Source organism: Amycolatopsis sp. FU40, assembly GCF_021903635.1.
Lineage (GTDB): Bacteria > Actinomycetota > Actinomycetes > Mycobacteriales > Pseudonocardiaceae > Amycolatopsis > Amycolatopsis dendrobii.
Genome location: NZ_CP091381.1, coordinates 825,848 through 841,439 on the forward strand (window position 1 = coordinate 825,848; position 15,592 = coordinate 841,439).

Here is a 15,592-nt window from a genome sequence, read left to right on the forward strand (position 1 = left end):
GGTGGCCTATCGCATTCGCCAACCGCGGCGGGCTAGCAGCCGTTCGCGGGCCGCGGTGGCCTCCGTACAGGCCACCAGTTCGCGGGCGTGCGCCTGGTCGGCCGGCACCCATGCGGAATTCCTGCTGGCGTCGGTGAATTCAGCGAACTTGCCCGTCCTTCGGCAGTAATCGAGCCGGTCAACCCAGAGTCTCCCCTTCGCCGAGCCGTATCGATTTCCCGCCGGACGTTCCCTGCCCGCGGTGTTCTTCCCCACGTCGGTGCTGCCGTCTTTCGCCGCGCGACTCGTCGCCGGATCCGCGCCTCTTCGCCCCGCAACCGGCCGCGGTGGCGCCTGAATCCCTAGCGTGCCAGCGCCTGCCCGCCGAACTGCCCGGCTGCTAGCCGTGCCAGCTTGCGTCTCGCGCCCCTGCTGCCGTTTCCCCCGGCCGCCGTCGCCCGCTCCTACTCGCCCCGCGGCCCGGCGAACTTCCCTCCGCGTTCCGAGGGTTCCGTGCCCGCCGTCGACCACGCAGTCCGGCCACCAGCCGCGCCAGACCGCGGCTAGGTCTCCTGCCCCCTCCGCCCTCCGCCCTCCGCAGCCGCCACCCGCTCCCCGGCCATCCCCCTGACCAGCCAAAACACCCGCTAGATCCAACCTGGCAGCACCGCGCACCGATCTGGCGCCCAAGAAGTGTGGACGAGGAGCTGCGGGTAGCCGTGCTCGTCGCCAGCACCCGGGAGGGCCGGGTCGGCGGCGAGATCGGACGATGGTTCGTCGAGCGGGCCGCCGGGCACGGCGGGGTGGCGCTCGACGTGCTCGACCTCGCGACGTTCGCGATCCCGGCCCGGTTGCCGGCCGAGCCGACGGCCGGCATGGCCGGGTTCGCGAAGCGGATCGCGGCGGCCGAGGCGTATGTGGTGGTCACGCCCGAGTACAACCGCAGCTTCCCGGCGTCGCTGAAACAGGCGATCGACTGCGCGTACGAGGAATGGCGGGCCAAACCGGTCGGCTTCGTCTCCTACGGCTACCGCGCGGGCGGCCGCTACGCGGTGGAGCACCTCCGGGATGTCTTCACCGAACTGCACACGGCGACGGTGCGGGATTCGGTGTGTCTCGACCTGCTCGAGCACGAATGCGGCGACCCCGGCGCGGGTCCGCACGGCGAATCCGCAGGCCACGCGGCCTCTGCTCTCCTGGACGAACTGATCTGGTGGGGCCTCGCGCTGCGCGACGGCCGCCGCGCGCGGCCGTATCGCGGATGAAGAACTGAGGGGAAGGACAAGAACATGAGCAACGCTGCCGGGGAACCGGCGATCGAGACTTCCGGGCTCGTCAAAGTGTTCGGCGAGACCCGTGCGGTCGACGGGGTCGACCTCGTGGTGCCCGCCGGAACCGTGTACGGCGTCCTCGGGCCCAACGGCGCGGGCAAAACCACCACCGTCCGGATGCTCGCCACGCTGTCCCGCCCGGACGGCGGCGAAGCACGGGTGTTCGGCCACGACGTGGTGCGCGAGGCGGACGCCGTGCGCAGCCGGGTGAGCCTCACCGGCCAGTACGCCTCGGTCGACGAAGACCTGACCGGGCAAGAGAATCTGGTGCTGCTGGGCAAATTGCTGGGGCATCGCACCGGCGCGGCGCGCGATCGGGCGGCGCAACTGCTCGCCGCGTTCGGGCTCACCGACGCCGCGCGCCGGCAGGTGAAGAACTACTCCGGCGGCATGCGCCGCAGGCTCGACATCGCCGCGAGCATCCTCAACACGCCGGACCTGCTGTTCCTCGACGAGCCGACCACCGGGCTCGACCCGCGCAGCCGCAATCAGGTGTGGGACATCGTCCGTGCGATCGTCGCGCAGGGCACCACCGTCCTGCTCACCACGCAGTACCTCGACGAGGCCGACCAGCTGGCGTCGCGGATCGCGGTCATCGACCACGGCCGCGTCATCGCCGAGGGCACGAAGGGCGAGCTGAAGGCCTCGGTCGGTGTCGGCGCCGTCCACCTGCGACTGCGAGACGCTGACCAGCGTGCGACCGCCGCCGAAGTGCTGGAACGCGCGCTGTCCGCCACCGTGCAGCTGGATCCCGACCCGGTCGCGATCACCGCGCGGCTGTCGTCGGACGCGCACGAAGCCGCCGCCGATCGCGCGTCGCGAGCTCTCGCGGAACTCGCGAAGGCAGGCGTCACCGTCGACACGTTCTCGCTCGGCCAGCCCAGCCTCGACGAGGTTTTCCTGGCTCTCACCGACCGCACAGCCACCGAGGAGGCGGCGTGACCACCGTCAAGGAACCCGATCTCGACCTCGCGGCCCCGAAACCGGACGACCTGGCCGCGGTCCTGCTCTCCACCGAACGGCCGCCGCGGCCGAGCGCGCTGTCCGCCTCGTTCTCCTTCGGCTGGCGCGCGGTGCTGAAGATCAAGCACGTGCCCGAGCAACTGTTCGACGTCACCGCGTTCCCGATCATGATGACGTTGATGTTCACGTACCTGTTCGGCGGCGCGCTGGCCGGTTCGCCCACGCAGTACCTGCAGTTCTTCCTGCCGGGCATCCTCGCGTCGAGCGTCGTGATGATCACGATGTACACCGGCGTCGCGGTCAACACCGACATCGAGAAGGGCGTGTTCGACCGCTTCCGCACGCTCCCGATCTGGCGGCCCGCCCCGATGGTCGGCTATCTCCTCGGCGACGTGCTGCGGTACCTGATCGCGTCCGTGGTGATCATGGTCGTCGGCCTGATCCTGGGCTTCCGTCCGGACGGCGGCGTCGGCGGCGTGGCCGCGGGAGTCCTGCTGCTGCTCGTGTTCTCGTTCGGGCTGTCGTGGGTGTGGACGATGTTCGGGCTGCTGCTGCGGTCCGAGAAATCGGTGATGGGCGTCAGCATGATGGTGATCATGCCGTTGACGTTCCTCAGCAACATCTACGTCGACCCGTCCACCATGCCCGGCTGGCTCCAGGGCGTCGTCTCGGCGAACCCGATCAGCCACTTGGTGACCGCGGTCCGCTCGATGATGTCCGGAGCCTGGGACGGCGGCGCCATCACGTGGACGGTGATCGCGTCGGCCGCACTGACCGCGGTGTTCGGGACGCTGACAATGCGGTTGTACAACCGAAAGTGACCGCTGCTCGGCAGGAGGCCGTCCGGACGTGAACCGGGCGGCCTCCCGGGCGGGTCGCGGCTCTATTCCGCGGGGGAGAGCACGTAGGAGAACCGGCGGACCGCCGGAACCCAGTGCTGGAACCGGGAAAGCGTGTCGATGCGCAGCGTGGCCGACACGTGGGCAAGGCCGCGATGCAGTTGACGCCAGTCCCGCAATTCGTTGTCGCACAGCGTTCCGGCGACCGGGTTCCGCCAGACCTCGCCGTGTCGCCGCGGTGCGCAATCGGCTACGAACCCGGCCCAGGCGGCATCCGGCGGACGGTGGACGAGGCCGCCGGTGATCGCCCGGTCCGGATCGGGCAGCGTGTCCAGTGCCTTTTCGAGTACGAGCCCCGGCGCGGTGAGCAGACCGAGCAGCGCCACGACCGCTTGGTAGTCGCCGGGTTCGGTCTCGTCGCCGAGGAAATGCGACGCAGCGGACAGATCCCGGGTCGCACGAATCATCCGGTACAGGTTGAAGAGCCGCTTCGCCTCGCGCGGGGTGCTGATCAGCACGTCCAGTTCGGACAGCAGATCGATCTCCGCGGGCGTGAGCGGACGCGGCGGATCCGCGGCACGCTCCGGACGGCTCTGACTGTCTACTTCGGACCCTTCCTCGATGTCCGGAGCCAGGTCAGGCAGCGTCCTGGCCGGGGAAGGAATCTGCTGTGTCCGCGGCCGTTCCTCTCCGGCCGGCTCCAGCAGCCGGTCGTCGGTCAGCGACCGCAGCAGCCGGCGCAGGCTTCCCTCGGACATCGTCGGCAGCACGAACGGCAGGTTGATGATCTTCCCGAGATAGTCCTCCGGCGAAGCGAGCCTGCCCGCTTCCGGGGAATCGTCGAGCATCCCGTCGTAGCGGCTGTGCAGCGACCGGGTCAGCCACCGCGGGTCGACGCCGACCACCACCACGAACAACTCCAGGGCGAGCAGCAGATGCACCGCCTCCAGCACCTCGACCACCTGACGCGCGCTGCACCGGTCGAGGTCGTCGATGTACAGCACGATCCGGTCGATCGGGGTGCCGCCCGAATCGGGGTGCGCGCGCCAATCGTCCATGAGCTCGACCAGTTGCTCGAAATCCTTCCGGATGGTCGAGATCAGCCCGAGGTCGCGCCGGTAGGAATCGCCGTGCGCGCGATCGGCCAGAAAAGCGTAAAGATTGCGGCCCGGCGTCAGCTCGGTCAGCTCCCGGCCGAGTTCGCCGACCCTGGCCACCACTTCTTCCAGTTGCGCCTCGGCGACCCGCTGATCGGTCTCCGCCCGCCGAAGCTCCTCGAGCATCCGGGCGACCTCGGGCGAGACCATCCTGCTCGCGCGCCGGTCGATGCCGCGGCGGAGATCCTCGCTGAGTTCGCGCAACTCCCGAAATCCCGACCGGGCGCGGCTCAGCAACGCGACCCCGGTGCCCGCCGCCGCGGCGAACCCGACGCCGATCCCGGCCAGCCATTCCCGCGCCACCGGCACGATCGCGGCGGCGAAGAACCCGACGAGCAGGATGACCACGGACACGACCAGCGCGATTTTGCCCCAGCGCCCCTTCGGCGACCTGCGCAACGCCTCGGCCTCGGACAACGTGCCGCGCAGCTGCTCGACGAGCAGCGCCCCCTGCTCGGCCTCGTCCTGAATCCCGAGGCGCTGCCACACTTCCCGGCTGCCGCCCAACGCCCGGATCAGGACTCTCGCGGCGTCCTTGCGATTCAGCGCGGCTTTGTCGACATCCGCTTGGAGTTTCGCGGCAGTCGCCCGCGCCTGACGCTTCGCGTCCTCGAGTTCGGTGACCTGATCGAGCCGTTGGGCCAGCTCCTCGCGCAGCTGGTCCCGCCGCTGCTGCGCATTCGGGCCCGGACCGGCGAGCTGCCGGAAGATTTCGTCGCCGAGACTGGCCCAGAGATTGCGATCCGCGTAATGCCAGGCGTTGAACCCGATCTGGACGATCTCGCCGCAGTAAGCCGGATTGCCCGACCCCGCGAGCCTGCCCACCTCGGCCCGCATCAGCCCCATGAAGTAACTCTTGCCCGCTCCCCACTCCCCGAACACCCCGACCGACAGCGGCGGCAGAGTGCTCCGGTCGGCGATCACCGTCGCCAGCATCGACACGTAGGGCGCGACGCCGAGCCGGTCGCGTTCGAGCGGGATGCCGAGCGTCGGATCGACCAGGTCGTTCGAGACGCCGCCGGCCAGCTCGACCGCGGAGAATCTCGGGACTCCCGGCCGGCCCCAGGCCGCGCGGATCGCGTTCTCCGTCTCCTCGGAGTTGCAAATGAAGACGAGAGTGCGCAACCCGCTGGTGTCCTGGAGAGCCTTGACCGCCGCCGGAATCACCACCGCGGCGACTTCGTCGTCGCCGAGCCCGAGGTTGCCAGTGCCGAGCAGCGGCAACCCGAGCGCGATCGAGTTCGTGCTCGCTGCGTACCGGATGCCCGCTCGGGTGGCCGCGGCGATCGCGGGGAAGGTCGGCGGGCCGGAAGCACCGCCTTCATGCGGCGTCACGAGCACGGCGAACCGGAGCGAATCCCGGCTGGTTCCGCCGAGATTCAGCACGACCGGCCGCTCCGGGACGATCGCGTCGTAGTCGACCGAGTCCCAGCCCGCGTCCGGAAACTGGTCCCGGACGACATAACCGAGGCTGCCGAGCCCGCTGCCGACGGAGACCGCGATGGAGTCGATACCGGATTTCCACGGACGGTTCGTGCGCACCACATGGCATGAGGTCCCGCCTGCTGAACCGAGATAACCGGAGTCGTTGTGTGCGGGTGTGCCTGCCATAGCAGCCCGCGGCCTCCACGACCTCGACGTCGACGCGGACGGCCAGCCTAGTCAACGGTGCGGCTTCTGCGCTCGGGCTGTGTGGTTTGGACGAGCAAGTGGTTTCGGGCGGGCGGGGCGCTGCGGCACCTATGAGCCTTGCTGACCTGCCGTGCTTGCCACTGCGTGAGCCGCGACATCGGCAGCCCAGCCTCAGGCGGTTGGTCGGCCTGGCCGACGGCACCGCTTCTGTGCTCGGGCAGCGTGGTTTTCGGCCAGCAGGCGGTTTCGGGTGCGCCGTCTGGGCACTGCCGTGCCCCTGCGCCTCGCCGATCTGCTGCGCTTGGCGTCGCGCAAAGCGCAGCACGGACAGCCCAGGCCCCGCGCGGTCGGTCGGCCTGGCCAACGGCACCGCTTCTGTGCTCGACCTGTGTGGTTTCGGCGACCTGTGTGGTTTGGGCGAGCGAATGGTTTGGGCGAGCGGGTGGTTTGGGCGCGCCGGGTGGAGTGCTGCCGTGCCGATGCGCCTCGCCCGGTCGCTGCGCGTTGCGCGAGCCACAGCACCGACAGCCCAGCTCCGCGAGGTCGGTCGGCTTTTCCGGCTCAGCCCGCTTGTGTGAGCGGGCGGGCCTGGCCACCCTCATTCGGTGCGGTGGTGCGGTGGTGCGGTGGTGCGGTGGTGCGGTGGTGCGGTGGTGCGGTGGTGCGGTGGTGCGGTGGTGCGGTGGTGCGGTGGTGCGGTGGTGCGGTGGTGCGGTGGTGCGGTGGTGCGGTGGTGCGGTGGTGCGGTGGTGCGGTGGTGCGGTGGTGCGGTGGTGCGGTGGTGCGGTGGTGCCGGTTGTTGCTTGTCTCCTGTCTCTGTTTCTCCTTGCTTTTCCTTCCCCTGACGTCGTGCCCGGCAGGCCGGGCGCGCCCGCGGTCACAAACGCCAGGTCGTAGGTGTCTCCGGGTGGTAGCTGCAGGACGAGCCCGTCGTGATGGTGCGGCGGAGGTGGTCGGCCAGTTCCGGGTGGAGGTCGGTCAGTTTGCGGATGGTGTCGCGGATGCGGGCGGTCACGGCTTTGCGGGCGCGTTCCGTTTCGTCGCCTAGGCGGCGGGTTCGGCCGGACAGGCCGGTCGATGTTCGGAGTTCGTCGAGCAGGGCGGCTCGTTCGGTGTCCAGGGTGGCGGCTTTGGCGTCGTCGCCGCGGAGGGCGGCGGCGTCGATCGCCTCGTCCAGGTGGTCCAGGCGGCGGCGGTAGGCGGCTTTCGCGGCGTCGTCCAGGACGGGGTCGCCGCTGAAGGTGCGGGTGGCTTCGGATTCTTGGCCGCCGTCGGGGGAGAGCAGTTGTGCTGCGGGGATTTCGGTGCCTGGGCTGCTCAGCAGGTAGTTCAAGTCTCGCAGGCCCTTCGCGTCTGGCATGCGTACTTCGCGGCCGGCGAAGCGCAGGGTCCAGACTGCGTCGGTTCGGTGGAATTCGTTGGCGGCAGCAGGAGGTGGCGGGGTCGCGGGGCGGAGGTGGGCGGTGATGTGGTGCAGGCCTAGTTCGGCGGCTTCGGCGGTGACGGCATCGGCTAGGGCGGTGGCGCGGTCGGTGTCGCCTAGGTCCAGCAAGGTGCTTGCCAGGTGGTTGCGGGCTTCGACGGCCCACGGGCGGGCACGTAGCCGGTCTGCGGAGCGGGCGGCGGCGGTGAGGTGGGCAGCGGCTGTTTCGTGATCGCCGAGGGTTTTGTGCAGCAGGCCGGTCCACAGGTCTACCGGGCCGCTCAATTCGCAGCCGTACAGGGAGACCAGCCATTCTCCGGAGTGCGGGGAAAGCTCGCGCAACAAGCGTTCTGCCGCTGCGCGGTCTTTCAGTACGACGGCGGCTTGGGCTTGGCAACGCAGCCACAGCGGAGTGAAGGCGCGGGCGTAGGGGCCGTCAGCGAGTGCTTCGGACAGTTCGTGCCGGGTGGTGGCTGCGTCGCCGGCGAGTGCTGCGGTGAGGGTGCGCAGCAGAGCTGGGTGCGGGAAACCCGAGTCGGCCATTTTTGCCGGGAGGTCAGCGGCCTCGGCGAAGCGGCCTTGCACCAGCAGGGCGCTCCAGCGCAATTGATCGGGCATGTAGCCGTAATCATTGCTGCCGAAGATTTCCGGTGCGGCCAGTGCTTCCGCGAGTGCTTCGTCGGCTTCTCCGAAGCGGCCGCGGAACGCGCAGATGATGCTGCGGTCGATCGCTTCCGCCAGTTTCGCGGCTTGCACGCCTTCGTCGGCGATCCCTTGGAACACGTGGAACTGGTCCAGATATCGCGGATCTCCCTGTTCCAGCAACGCGACCCACTTGAGCGAGGCCGCGAAGAACTCGTTCTCCCGGTCGCCGGTGCGCCGCGCGATGGCGGCGAGTTCGTCGGTGAGGCGCTCGCGTTCGGCACCGCTGCCCAGGCCCCAGATCGCGTCGTGCCTGGCCCACAAAGTGAACGCCAGTGCGTCGTCGTCCTCGTCGTCGCGGGCGAGGATCGTGGCGCGAGCGGTGAGTTCCAGTCTGATGCGGTCCAGCGAGAGGGGTTCGGCCGCGTTGCCGCCGCACAGTTTTTCGTGTGCCTCGCGGAGAACTTGAACGGTGAACTCGCGCTGCGCACCGCCGGTGCCGAATTTCGACAGGGTGAGGGCGGCGCGGGCCAGGAGGTTCGCGTTGTCCTCTTGGCGAGCCAGGGCGACCGCCTCTTCGCAGAGGAGCCAGGCTTCGTCTTTCGCCTCGAAGCGCCATAGTGCGGTGGCCAATTCCAGCGCGACGACGGCTTGGCTGCGGTCGTCTGCCGCTCGTTCGCGGGCTCGGCGCAGGTGTGCGACTGACTCCTCGAATGCCATCCGGGCGCCTGCGTCCTTGGCCGCGGCGAGCAATAAGCGGATTACGTGCTTCGGGTCGAGTTCGGTATGGGCGAGGTAGGCGTGCCGGGCGCGTTCGGCGACGCCGACCAAGGTTGGGGTGTGTTCGCCGGCGCGCACCACGGCTGCGTGGCGGCGTTGTGCTTCGGTGGGCGTCAGCTCGGCGTATCTCGACTCCCGTACCAGGTCGTGCGCGAAGGAGAAACGGCCTTCGCCAAGTGCGACAACGAGCCGGGCGGCTACGGCGCGGGTGAGCAGGTGGTCGACCTGGGCGGCGGGCGCGCCGGCGGTGGCGGCGAGCAGCTGGAGCGAGAACTCGCGGCCGAGCACCGCCGCGTTGGTGAGCAGATCGGTGACTGGGCGGGGGAGAAGGGACAGCCGTCGCTGGAGTGCGTCGGCGACGCCGGGCGCGACTGCGGACACGGTGTTCCCGCTGCGCCACAACCGCGCTGTTTGCTCGACGAAGAACGGGTTGCCGCCGGTGCGGCGCTGGACGTCGGTGGCCAGCTCGGCGCCCGGATCCGCGCCCGCGGTGCGGCTCATCAGCTCGGCGACTCCGGTTTCGTCCAAGCCGGTGAGCGTGATCGTGGTTGCTTTCGCGACCAGCGGCAGCATCAGCTCGTGCAGAGGATGGCTGGGCGCGTCCACCTCGACGTCGCGGTAGGTGCCGATGAGCAGCAATCGCTCGAACCAGGTGTGCCGGGCCGCGAATTCGAGCAGCCGCAGCGACGCCGGGTCGGCCCAGTGCAAATCGTCGAGGATGACGACCACTGGCCGGTCCTGTGCCACGGTGACCAGTGCTCGGGTGACCGCGTCCGGCAGTTCGAAACCGTCGTCGGCGGGTGGTTCGGGGGTTTCGCCGAGCAGCGCGGACAGCGTCGGCGAGCTGGCGACGGCCCATTCGTGCGGAGCGGCTTCGCGGCGGAGCGAACGCATGACCTGGACCCATGGCCAATAGCCCGGCGCGGCCCCGGACTCCCAGCAGGTGCCGCCGAGAACGAGCGCGCCTGCTTCTCGTGCGTCGTCGGCCAGTGCGCTGACCAGTGCGGTTTTGCCGATTCCGGCCTCGCCGGCGACCAGAGCGAGGCCGCCGTGGCTGGCGGTGGCGCGCGAGAGCTGCGCACGCAAGGTCGCGGCGGGGTGGGCCCGCCCGATCAGCGCCGCAGTCATGTCCGGTTCCTCCCTTTCTCTGCGAGCCTCTCACGGGACTCGCCTCGTCGTCGCGTACTTTCACCGGCTGCGACCGGCCGGTCACGCAGGTCATGCCGGTCACTGGCGATGCGGGCCATTCTGTCCGGGGGGTCTGACAATTCCCGGGAGCCGTCACCTGGCCGGGTGACGGGAGTCCACTGTGGACCGGCGCTGGTCACAGGGTGACGGGCGTCTCCGCCCGGGACCGGCGGAAGGGGTGGTTGCGGTACTGTCGCCGCCATGGGGAGTCTTCGTTCGCGCATCCTCGCCTGGGCGGGCCGCCGGTACATCGCCCGCCAGCAGAAGCGCGGTTTCGATCTCGAGAAGATGGCGCTGCTGCCGGATTCGGCGCTGGAGCCGTTGCGCCGCCAGGGTCTCGACCCGGTTCCGGACCTCGGCAGGCTGCGCGGCGAGGCGCCGATCAGCAAGCTGGACCTGCCGTTCGGGATGAACGCCTGGCTCGTGACCGGCTACGAGGAGGCCAAGGCCGTCCTCGGGAAGGGCACGGAGTTCAGCAACGACTTCACGAACCTCGTCGGCAACGCGGGCGTCACCGAGGACCAGAACCCGGGCGGCCTCGGATTCGCCGACCCGCCGGTCCACACGCGCCTGCGGAAGCTGCTGACGCCCGAGTTCACGATGCGCAGGCTTTCCCGGCTGACGCCGCGGATCGACGAGATCGTCGCGGACCAGCTGGACGCGATGGCCGCCGCGGACGGTCCGGTGGACCTGTGGGAGCAGTTCGCGCTGCCGATCCCGTCGCTCACGATCTGCGAACTGCTCGGCGTGTCCTACGAGGACCGGGCGGACTTCCAGCGGCTGAGCACCGCGCGGTTCGACCTGTTCAGCGGTGCGGGCGCGTCGCTGGGGGCGATCTCGGAGTCGCTGGGGTACCTGCTGGAGATCGTGCGCAAGCAGCGCGAACAGCCCGGCGACGGCCTGCTCGGCATGCTGATCAAGGAGCACGGCGACGAGGTCGACGACCGCGAGCTCGCCGGCCTCGCCGACGGCATCCTGACCGGCGGCCTCGAGACCACGGCGAGCATGCTGGCGCTGGGCGCGCTGGTGGTGCTGCGCGATCCGGCCGCGTTCGAGGCGGTCCGCGGCGACGACGATTCGGTGCACCGGTTCGTCGAGGAACTGCTGCGCTACCTGACGGTGGTGCAGATGGCGTTCCCGCGGTTCGCGAAGCAGGAAATGGACATCGCGGGCGTGCACATCAGCGAGGGCGACATCGTGCTGGTGTCGCTGTCGGTCGCGGACCGCGACCCGGTGCTCGGCAAGGGCGACATGGACCGCTTCGACCCGACCCGCGAGCCGTCCTCGCACCTGGCGTTCGGGTACGGGATCCACCGGTGCATCGGCGCGGAGCTGGGCCGGATGGAGCTGCGGGCGGCATACCCGGCCCTGGTCCGGCGCTTCCCGAACCTGCGGCTGGCGGTGCAGCCGGAGGAGCTGGAGTTCCGGAAGGTGTCGATCGTGTACGGGCTTGATTCGCTGCCGGTGCTGGTGGACTGATTCCGGGTCGCTGGACGGCCGGGGCGGCTCGGGTGGGTGCCTCGGGGCGGGCCGGTGCTCGGTCGGTGCGTGAGGGCTCGTGCGGCTGGGTTGGCGCGGCGCTCGGTTGCTGTCGGATGCGGTGGATTCGGCCGGCGGATGACTTGGGCGGTGGCCGCACCGACGGCGTGCGCGCGGGACGGCCGCATCGGTGGGTGCGCGAAGCGGCTTCGTCGGACCGGCGGCGTGCGAGTGGTGTGAACGGTCGCGCGGTGGAATCCGCGGTGCGCGCAGGAACGCACAAGACGGTCTAACCGACCCAACAGCGCACTCGTCATGGGCGGAGGCGACGCGGTCGGACCAGGTCCGCGCAGGTGATCGAAGCCCGCCACGGCACCGCCCTCGCCGGGCTGCTCACCTCATCGCACCCCTCGCGGCCGGAACTGGATGCTGATCCGCGGCCCCACCGCCCGCGCCGTCTTCGGGATCGCGTGTTCCCACGTCCTCTGGCAGGACCCGCCCATCACGATCAAGTCTCCGTGCCCCAGCGGGTACCGCACTGAATCTCCGCCGCCTCTTGGGCGTAGGGCCAGGTGGCGGGCGGCGCCGACGGACAGGATCGCCACCATGGTGTCCTCGGTCCGGCCGCGGCCTAGGTCGTCGCCGTGCCAGGCGACGCTGTCCTGGCCGTCGCGGTAATAGCAGAGTCCGGCCGTACGGAACGGTTCGCCCAGTTCGGCTGCGTAGTGGGCGGACAGTGCCTCTCGGGCCTCGGTGAGGACGGGATGCGGCAAGGGAGCGTGCTCACGGTAGAAGCACAGCAGACGCGGCACGGCGACGACCCGGTCGTACATCTGGCGGCGCTCCGCGTACCAGGGGACCTCGGCCGCCAGGTGTTCGTACAGCTCGTCCGAACCGTCGAGCCACCCGGGAAGCACGTCGATCCACGCGCCTTGACCCAGTTCGGTGCGCTGCACGTCGGACAGCGGGCCCAGCGTGGCCGGCCCGCTGGCACCGAACAGCGAGCCCTGAAATGCCTGACTCATGCCTCCAATCTACACGATATTCGAACACCTGTTCGGATGAACTACTCGGCGGGCTTGGGATGCGCGGTGACGACGAGGCGGTGGAGGCGGGCGTCGGGGGCGGATTCGTTGTGGTAGCGGGACACGAGGTCGGTCACGAGGGTGGTCAGCTCGTCGGTGAAAGCAGACCGGTCGCGGGCGGAAGCGAAGGCGATTTCCGTGTCCAGGGTCAGCGTCGAGAGCGGTTTGCCCGCGCGAGCCGCGCGTCGGGCCAGGCCCGCGACCTCGCGCAGGGTGCGTCCGGCGACGGCGAGCAGGTAGCCGACCGACAGGCGGTCCGGTTGCACGCTGGCGGAACCGGCGGCGCCGAGGGCGGCGGGGGAGACCAGGTAGGCGCCGGCGGTGGCGGCGAAAAGGCGTTCGGTCAGGCCGCCCCATTGCCGGGTTCCGGCGGGTTCCACCAGGCCGTGCGATTCGAGCGCGCGCAGGTGGTAGTTGACCTTTTGCCTGGTCAGGCCCACTCGGGCGGCCAGCGCCGCGGCGGACGCCGGTTCGGTCAGCGCGGCCAGCAGGCGGGCGCGCACCGGGTCCAGCGCGGCCGCCGCGACGGCGGGGTCCTCGATCACTTCGACGTCCTGCATCCCCTGAGCCAAGCAGTGACAAACAAAGTCGTCAAGGGAGGAGCCCTTGTCCGCGACCGGCCGGGGACTTACAGTGATCAGCCAGTGGTCTGGACCTGTACCGCTACCGCCGCCCTGAGTTCCACGGAGGTTGGCACGTGCGCACGAGAACCCGGATCGGCGGAGCACTGGCGGCGGCGGTGTGCGGGCTCGCGATTCTCGCCCCGGTCGCGAACGCCCAGGTCGGCGGCGGCACCTGGAAATCCTGGTCGCCGGGGTACAAGGAGCAGCAGAAGGGCTGCGGCCAGATCAGCGGGCTCACCTTCAAGCTGACCTGCTCCGACGGCAGCGGCGAACAGCGCGCCGAGCGCCGCTACGAGACCTACGCCGGCGGCACGCACCAGTTCGAGGGTTCCTTCAAGATCACCAGCATGGGCGGTTCGCGGATCAGCCTGAAGCAGACGTTCCGCGACGGTTCGAACGCCGGGCCGTACTTCCTGCTGGCGGTGGAAAAGGGCGGCCGCCTCTACACCGTCGAGAACGGCCAGACGGTGGCGACCGGCGCGACGGTCGGGACCTCGGTGCGGGTCAACACGATCAATCAAGTGGGCAGCTCCCACAAGGTGTACATCAACGGCTCGCTGAAGCAGACCGACGCCAGCCCATCGGGTAGTTATTACGACAAGTTCGGGTCGTACCGGACGGCGAGCGGGGCTGGGCCGATTACCGTGCAGTGGAGCGGAATCAAGTTCTGGACCCGGTGATCGCCCGGACGGGTGCCTGCCGCCGCCTGGCGCCCGTCCGGCCGGAATTCCGTTGCCTCGGCAGGGTAATTCGGTCACTGTTGCGGCCATGACTTTGGTTGAGCACTACAACGCCGAGACCACCGAGAACACGCGGCTCGTCAGATCGCCGCACGGCAGACTGGAATTCCGGCGGACGCAAGAACTTGTGCGCAGAGCGATGCCGGCGACCGGGCAGAGAGTGCTCGACGTCGGCGGGGCGACCGGGGTGCACGCCCGATGGCTGGCCGCGGACGGACATTCGGTGCACGTAGTCGATCCGGTGGCCTCGCATGTCGCGGCGGCAGCCGAGATCGAAGGCGTCACAGCGGAAGTCGGCGACGCGCGAGCGTTGGCGTGGCCGGACCACAGCGCGGATGTCGTGCTGTTAATGGGTCCGCTCTACCACTTGACTGAATCCGGTGATCGCGAGCGAGCGCTTGCCGAAGCCCGGCGCGTACTTCGTCCGGGCGGCATTTTGTTCGCGGCGGCCATTAGCCGTTATCTCTCAGTCATGGAGACCGGAACCAACGGCCAGCTCACCGAACAGTTGAGTCCAGCGGTGAGAGCCGTGGTCGATACGGGCAGCTACGACGGCCACGTCGGCTTCGTGCCCGCGCATTTCCACACCGCGGACGAACTGCGCGACGAGCTGGAAACCGCTGGTCTGAATGAGATTTCCGTGTGCGGAGTGGAAGGCCCGGCTTGGCCCGCGCTGGACGTGGCCGGCATCGAGGAATTCGACGCGCGCGTGGACGCGGCCCTCCGCTGTGCCCGCCTGGTCGAGCAAGACCCGCTCTTGATCAATGCCAGCGCGCATTTCCTCGCGGTAGCTGTCAACTAGCCCACTTGTCGAGCGAATCCCACGCCGCGAGCGTCCGGCGGCTGGTGAACCGGCGGTGCTCACCGGTCAGCGGATCGTCGAATTCCAGCACTTTCGCCAGCAGCTGCAAGGGTTTCGTGAAGTCGTCGAGCGGTTTCTCGTGCAGCTCCGGATAAAAATCGTCGCCAAGGATCGGAATCCCCAACGAACACATGTGCACCCGCAGCTGGTGCGTGCGGCCGGTAGCGGGCGTGAGGCGATAGCGGCCCAGCCCGTCCCGGTGTTCGAGAAGCTCCACTGTGGACTCGGCGTTCGGCGGTCCGGCAACCTCCTGCGCGGCGAGCACGCCGCGTTCCTTCACGATCCTGCTGTGCACGGTCCGGGGCAGCTCAAGGCCGGGATCGTAGGGCGCGATCGCCTCGTATTCCTTGTGCACCAACCGATCGCGGAACATCGTCTGGTACGCCCCGCGCGCGGACGGCGTGATCACGAACATCACCAGCCCGGCCGTCACGCGGTCGAGCCGGTGGGCGGGGGAGAGGGCGGGCAGGTCCAGCGAACGGCGGAGGCGCACCAAAGCGGTTTCCAGGACGTGCCGTCCGCGCGGGATGGTCGCCAGGAAGTGCGGTTTGTCGACCACGAGCAGGTGATCGTCGCGGTGCAGGACGGTGACGTCGAACGGCACCGGGACCTCGTCCGGCAGATCGCGGTGGAACCAGATGAACGAACCGGGGACGTACGCCGCGTCGATTCCCAGCGGACCGTCCTCGCCGTGGATCCGCTGCTCGTGCAGCATTTCCTCGATCCGTGCGGGGGCGACCCGGGGAAGGCGTTCGACCAGGTGTTCCAGCAGCGTCGTCCACGGACCTTCCTCGGGCAGCCGCAGCCGTGCGGGGTCTAAGCCGTGCCGAGGCGGGATCGGGGCCGGGCGCTTGCGTCTCATCGGCTCC

The 15,592-nt window shown here is 69.5% G+C and carries 11 protein-coding genes; 6 read left to right on the forward strand and 5 right to left on the reverse strand.

What is annotated here, in order from left to right:
* Positions 1-674: 674 nt before the first annotated feature.
* The 3 genes from L3Q65_RS05095 to L3Q65_RS05105 are packed head-to-tail and all read left to right on the forward strand — an operon-like array spanning position 675 to position 3,094.
* Positions 675-1,244 carry an NADPH-dependent FMN reductase gene (locus L3Q65_RS05095; RefSeq protein ID WP_182896558.1) on the forward strand — a complete coding sequence of 190 codons (570 nt, stop codon included), beginning with the start codon at positions 675-677 and terminating at the stop codon, positions 1,242-1,244.
* A 24-nt stretch (positions 1,245-1,268) separates the two neighbouring features.
* Positions 1,269-2,252: an ATP-binding cassette domain-containing protein gene (locus L3Q65_RS05100; protein ID WP_237598901.1), complete on the forward strand. Its 984-nt coding sequence runs from the start codon at positions 1,269-1,271 to the stop codon at positions 2,250-2,252.
* A complete protein-coding gene (locus L3Q65_RS05105) occupies positions 2,249-3,094 on the forward strand; it encodes an ABC transporter permease (protein WP_182896556.1) in 846 nt (281 codons plus the stop codon). The genes L3Q65_RS05100 and L3Q65_RS05105 overlap by 4 nt, the downstream gene beginning before the upstream one ends.
* 62 nt (positions 3,095-3,156) lie before the next feature.
* Here L3Q65_RS05105 and L3Q65_RS05110 read toward each other — a convergent pair whose 3' ends face one another.
* On the reverse strand, positions 3,157-5,880 hold the full coding sequence (locus L3Q65_RS05110) for a P-loop NTPase fold protein (RefSeq protein WP_237598902.1): 2,724 nt from the start codon (positions 5,878-5,880) through the stop codon (positions 3,157-3,159).
* A gap of 898 nt (positions 5,881-6,778) precedes the next feature.
* Positions 6,779-9,874 carry an AAA family ATPase gene (locus L3Q65_RS05115; protein ID WP_237598903.1) on the reverse strand — a complete coding sequence of 1,032 codons (3,096 nt, stop codon included), beginning with the start codon at positions 9,872-9,874 and terminating at the stop codon, positions 6,779-6,781.
* 261 nt (positions 9,875-10,135) lie between these two features.
* Here L3Q65_RS05115 and L3Q65_RS05120 point away from each other — a divergent pair, with 261 nt between their 5' ends.
* A complete protein-coding gene (locus tag L3Q65_RS05120) occupies positions 10,136-11,413 on the forward strand; it encodes a cytochrome P450 (RefSeq protein WP_237598904.1) in 1,278 nt (425 codons plus the stop codon).
* 398 nt (positions 11,414-11,811) lie between these two features.
* Here L3Q65_RS05120 and L3Q65_RS05125 read toward each other — a convergent pair whose 3' ends face one another.
* Entirely contained in the window at positions 11,812-12,438 is a 627-nt protein-coding gene (locus tag L3Q65_RS05125) for an alpha-ketoglutarate-dependent dioxygenase AlkB (RefSeq protein ID WP_182896899.1), read from the reverse strand.
* A gap of 41 nt (positions 12,439-12,479) precedes the next feature.
* Positions 12,480-13,058 carry a helix-turn-helix domain-containing protein gene (locus tag L3Q65_RS05130; RefSeq protein ID WP_182896898.1) on the reverse strand — a complete coding sequence of 193 codons (579 nt, stop codon included), beginning with the start codon at positions 13,056-13,058 and terminating at the stop codon, positions 12,480-12,482.
* Positions 13,059-13,195: 137 nt separating this feature from the next.
* Here L3Q65_RS05130 and L3Q65_RS05135 point away from each other — a divergent pair, with 137 nt between their 5' ends.
* Both L3Q65_RS05135 and L3Q65_RS05140 read left to right on the forward strand, forming a co-directional pair.
* The gene (locus L3Q65_RS05135) at positions 13,196-13,801 is read left to right on the forward strand and encodes a hypothetical protein (protein ID WP_182896897.1); all 606 of its coding nucleotides are present in this window, start codon (positions 13,196-13,198) and stop codon (positions 13,799-13,801) included.
* 52 nt (positions 13,802-13,853) lie between these two features.
* Positions 13,854-14,663, forward strand: a complete 810-nt coding sequence (locus tag L3Q65_RS05140; RefSeq protein WP_237598905.1) for a bifunctional 2-polyprenyl-6-hydroxyphenol methylase/3-demethylubiquinol 3-O-methyltransferase UbiG — start codon at positions 13,854-13,856, stop codon at positions 14,661-14,663.
* Here the strand turns inward: L3Q65_RS05140 and L3Q65_RS05145 are convergent.
* Positions 14,656-15,585 carry an RluA family pseudouridine synthase gene (locus tag L3Q65_RS05145; RefSeq protein WP_237598906.1) on the reverse strand — a complete coding sequence of 310 codons (930 nt, stop codon included), beginning with the start codon at positions 15,583-15,585 and terminating at the stop codon, positions 14,656-14,658. The two genes, L3Q65_RS05140 and L3Q65_RS05145, sit on opposite strands and share 8 nt — an antisense overlap.
* Between the last annotated feature and the right edge of the window lie 7 nt (positions 15,586-15,592).

What these genes read in the sequence shown, in the direction of transcription:
- L3Q65_RS05100 (WP_237598901.1), top strand. Translation starts at nt 1,269, where the DNA reads ATGAGCAACGCTGCCGGGGAACCGGCGATCGAGACTTCCGGGCTCGTC.
- L3Q65_RS05110 (WP_237598902.1), bottom strand. Translation starts at nt 5,880, where the DNA reads ATGGCAGGCACACCCGCACACAACGACTCCGGTTATCTCGGTTCAGCA.
- L3Q65_RS05115 (WP_237598903.1), bottom strand. Translation starts at nt 9,874, where the DNA reads ATGACTGCGGCGCTGATCGGGCGGGCCCACCCCGCCGCGACCTTGCGT.
- L3Q65_RS05120 (WP_237598904.1), top strand. Translation starts at nt 10,136, where the DNA reads ATGGGGAGTCTTCGTTCGCGCATCCTCGCCTGGGCGGGCCGCCGGTAC.
- L3Q65_RS05125 (WP_182896899.1), bottom strand. Translation starts at nt 12,438, where the DNA reads ATGAGTCAGGCATTTCAGGGCTCGCTGTTCGGTGCCAGCGGGCCGGCC.
- L3Q65_RS05130 (WP_182896898.1), bottom strand. Translation starts at nt 13,058, where the DNA reads ATGCAGGACGTCGAAGTGATCGAGGACCCCGCCGTCGCGGCGGCCGCG.
- L3Q65_RS05145 (WP_237598906.1), bottom strand. Translation starts at nt 15,585, where the DNA reads ATGAGACGCAAGCGCCCGGCCCCGATCCCGCCTCGGCACGGCTTAGAC.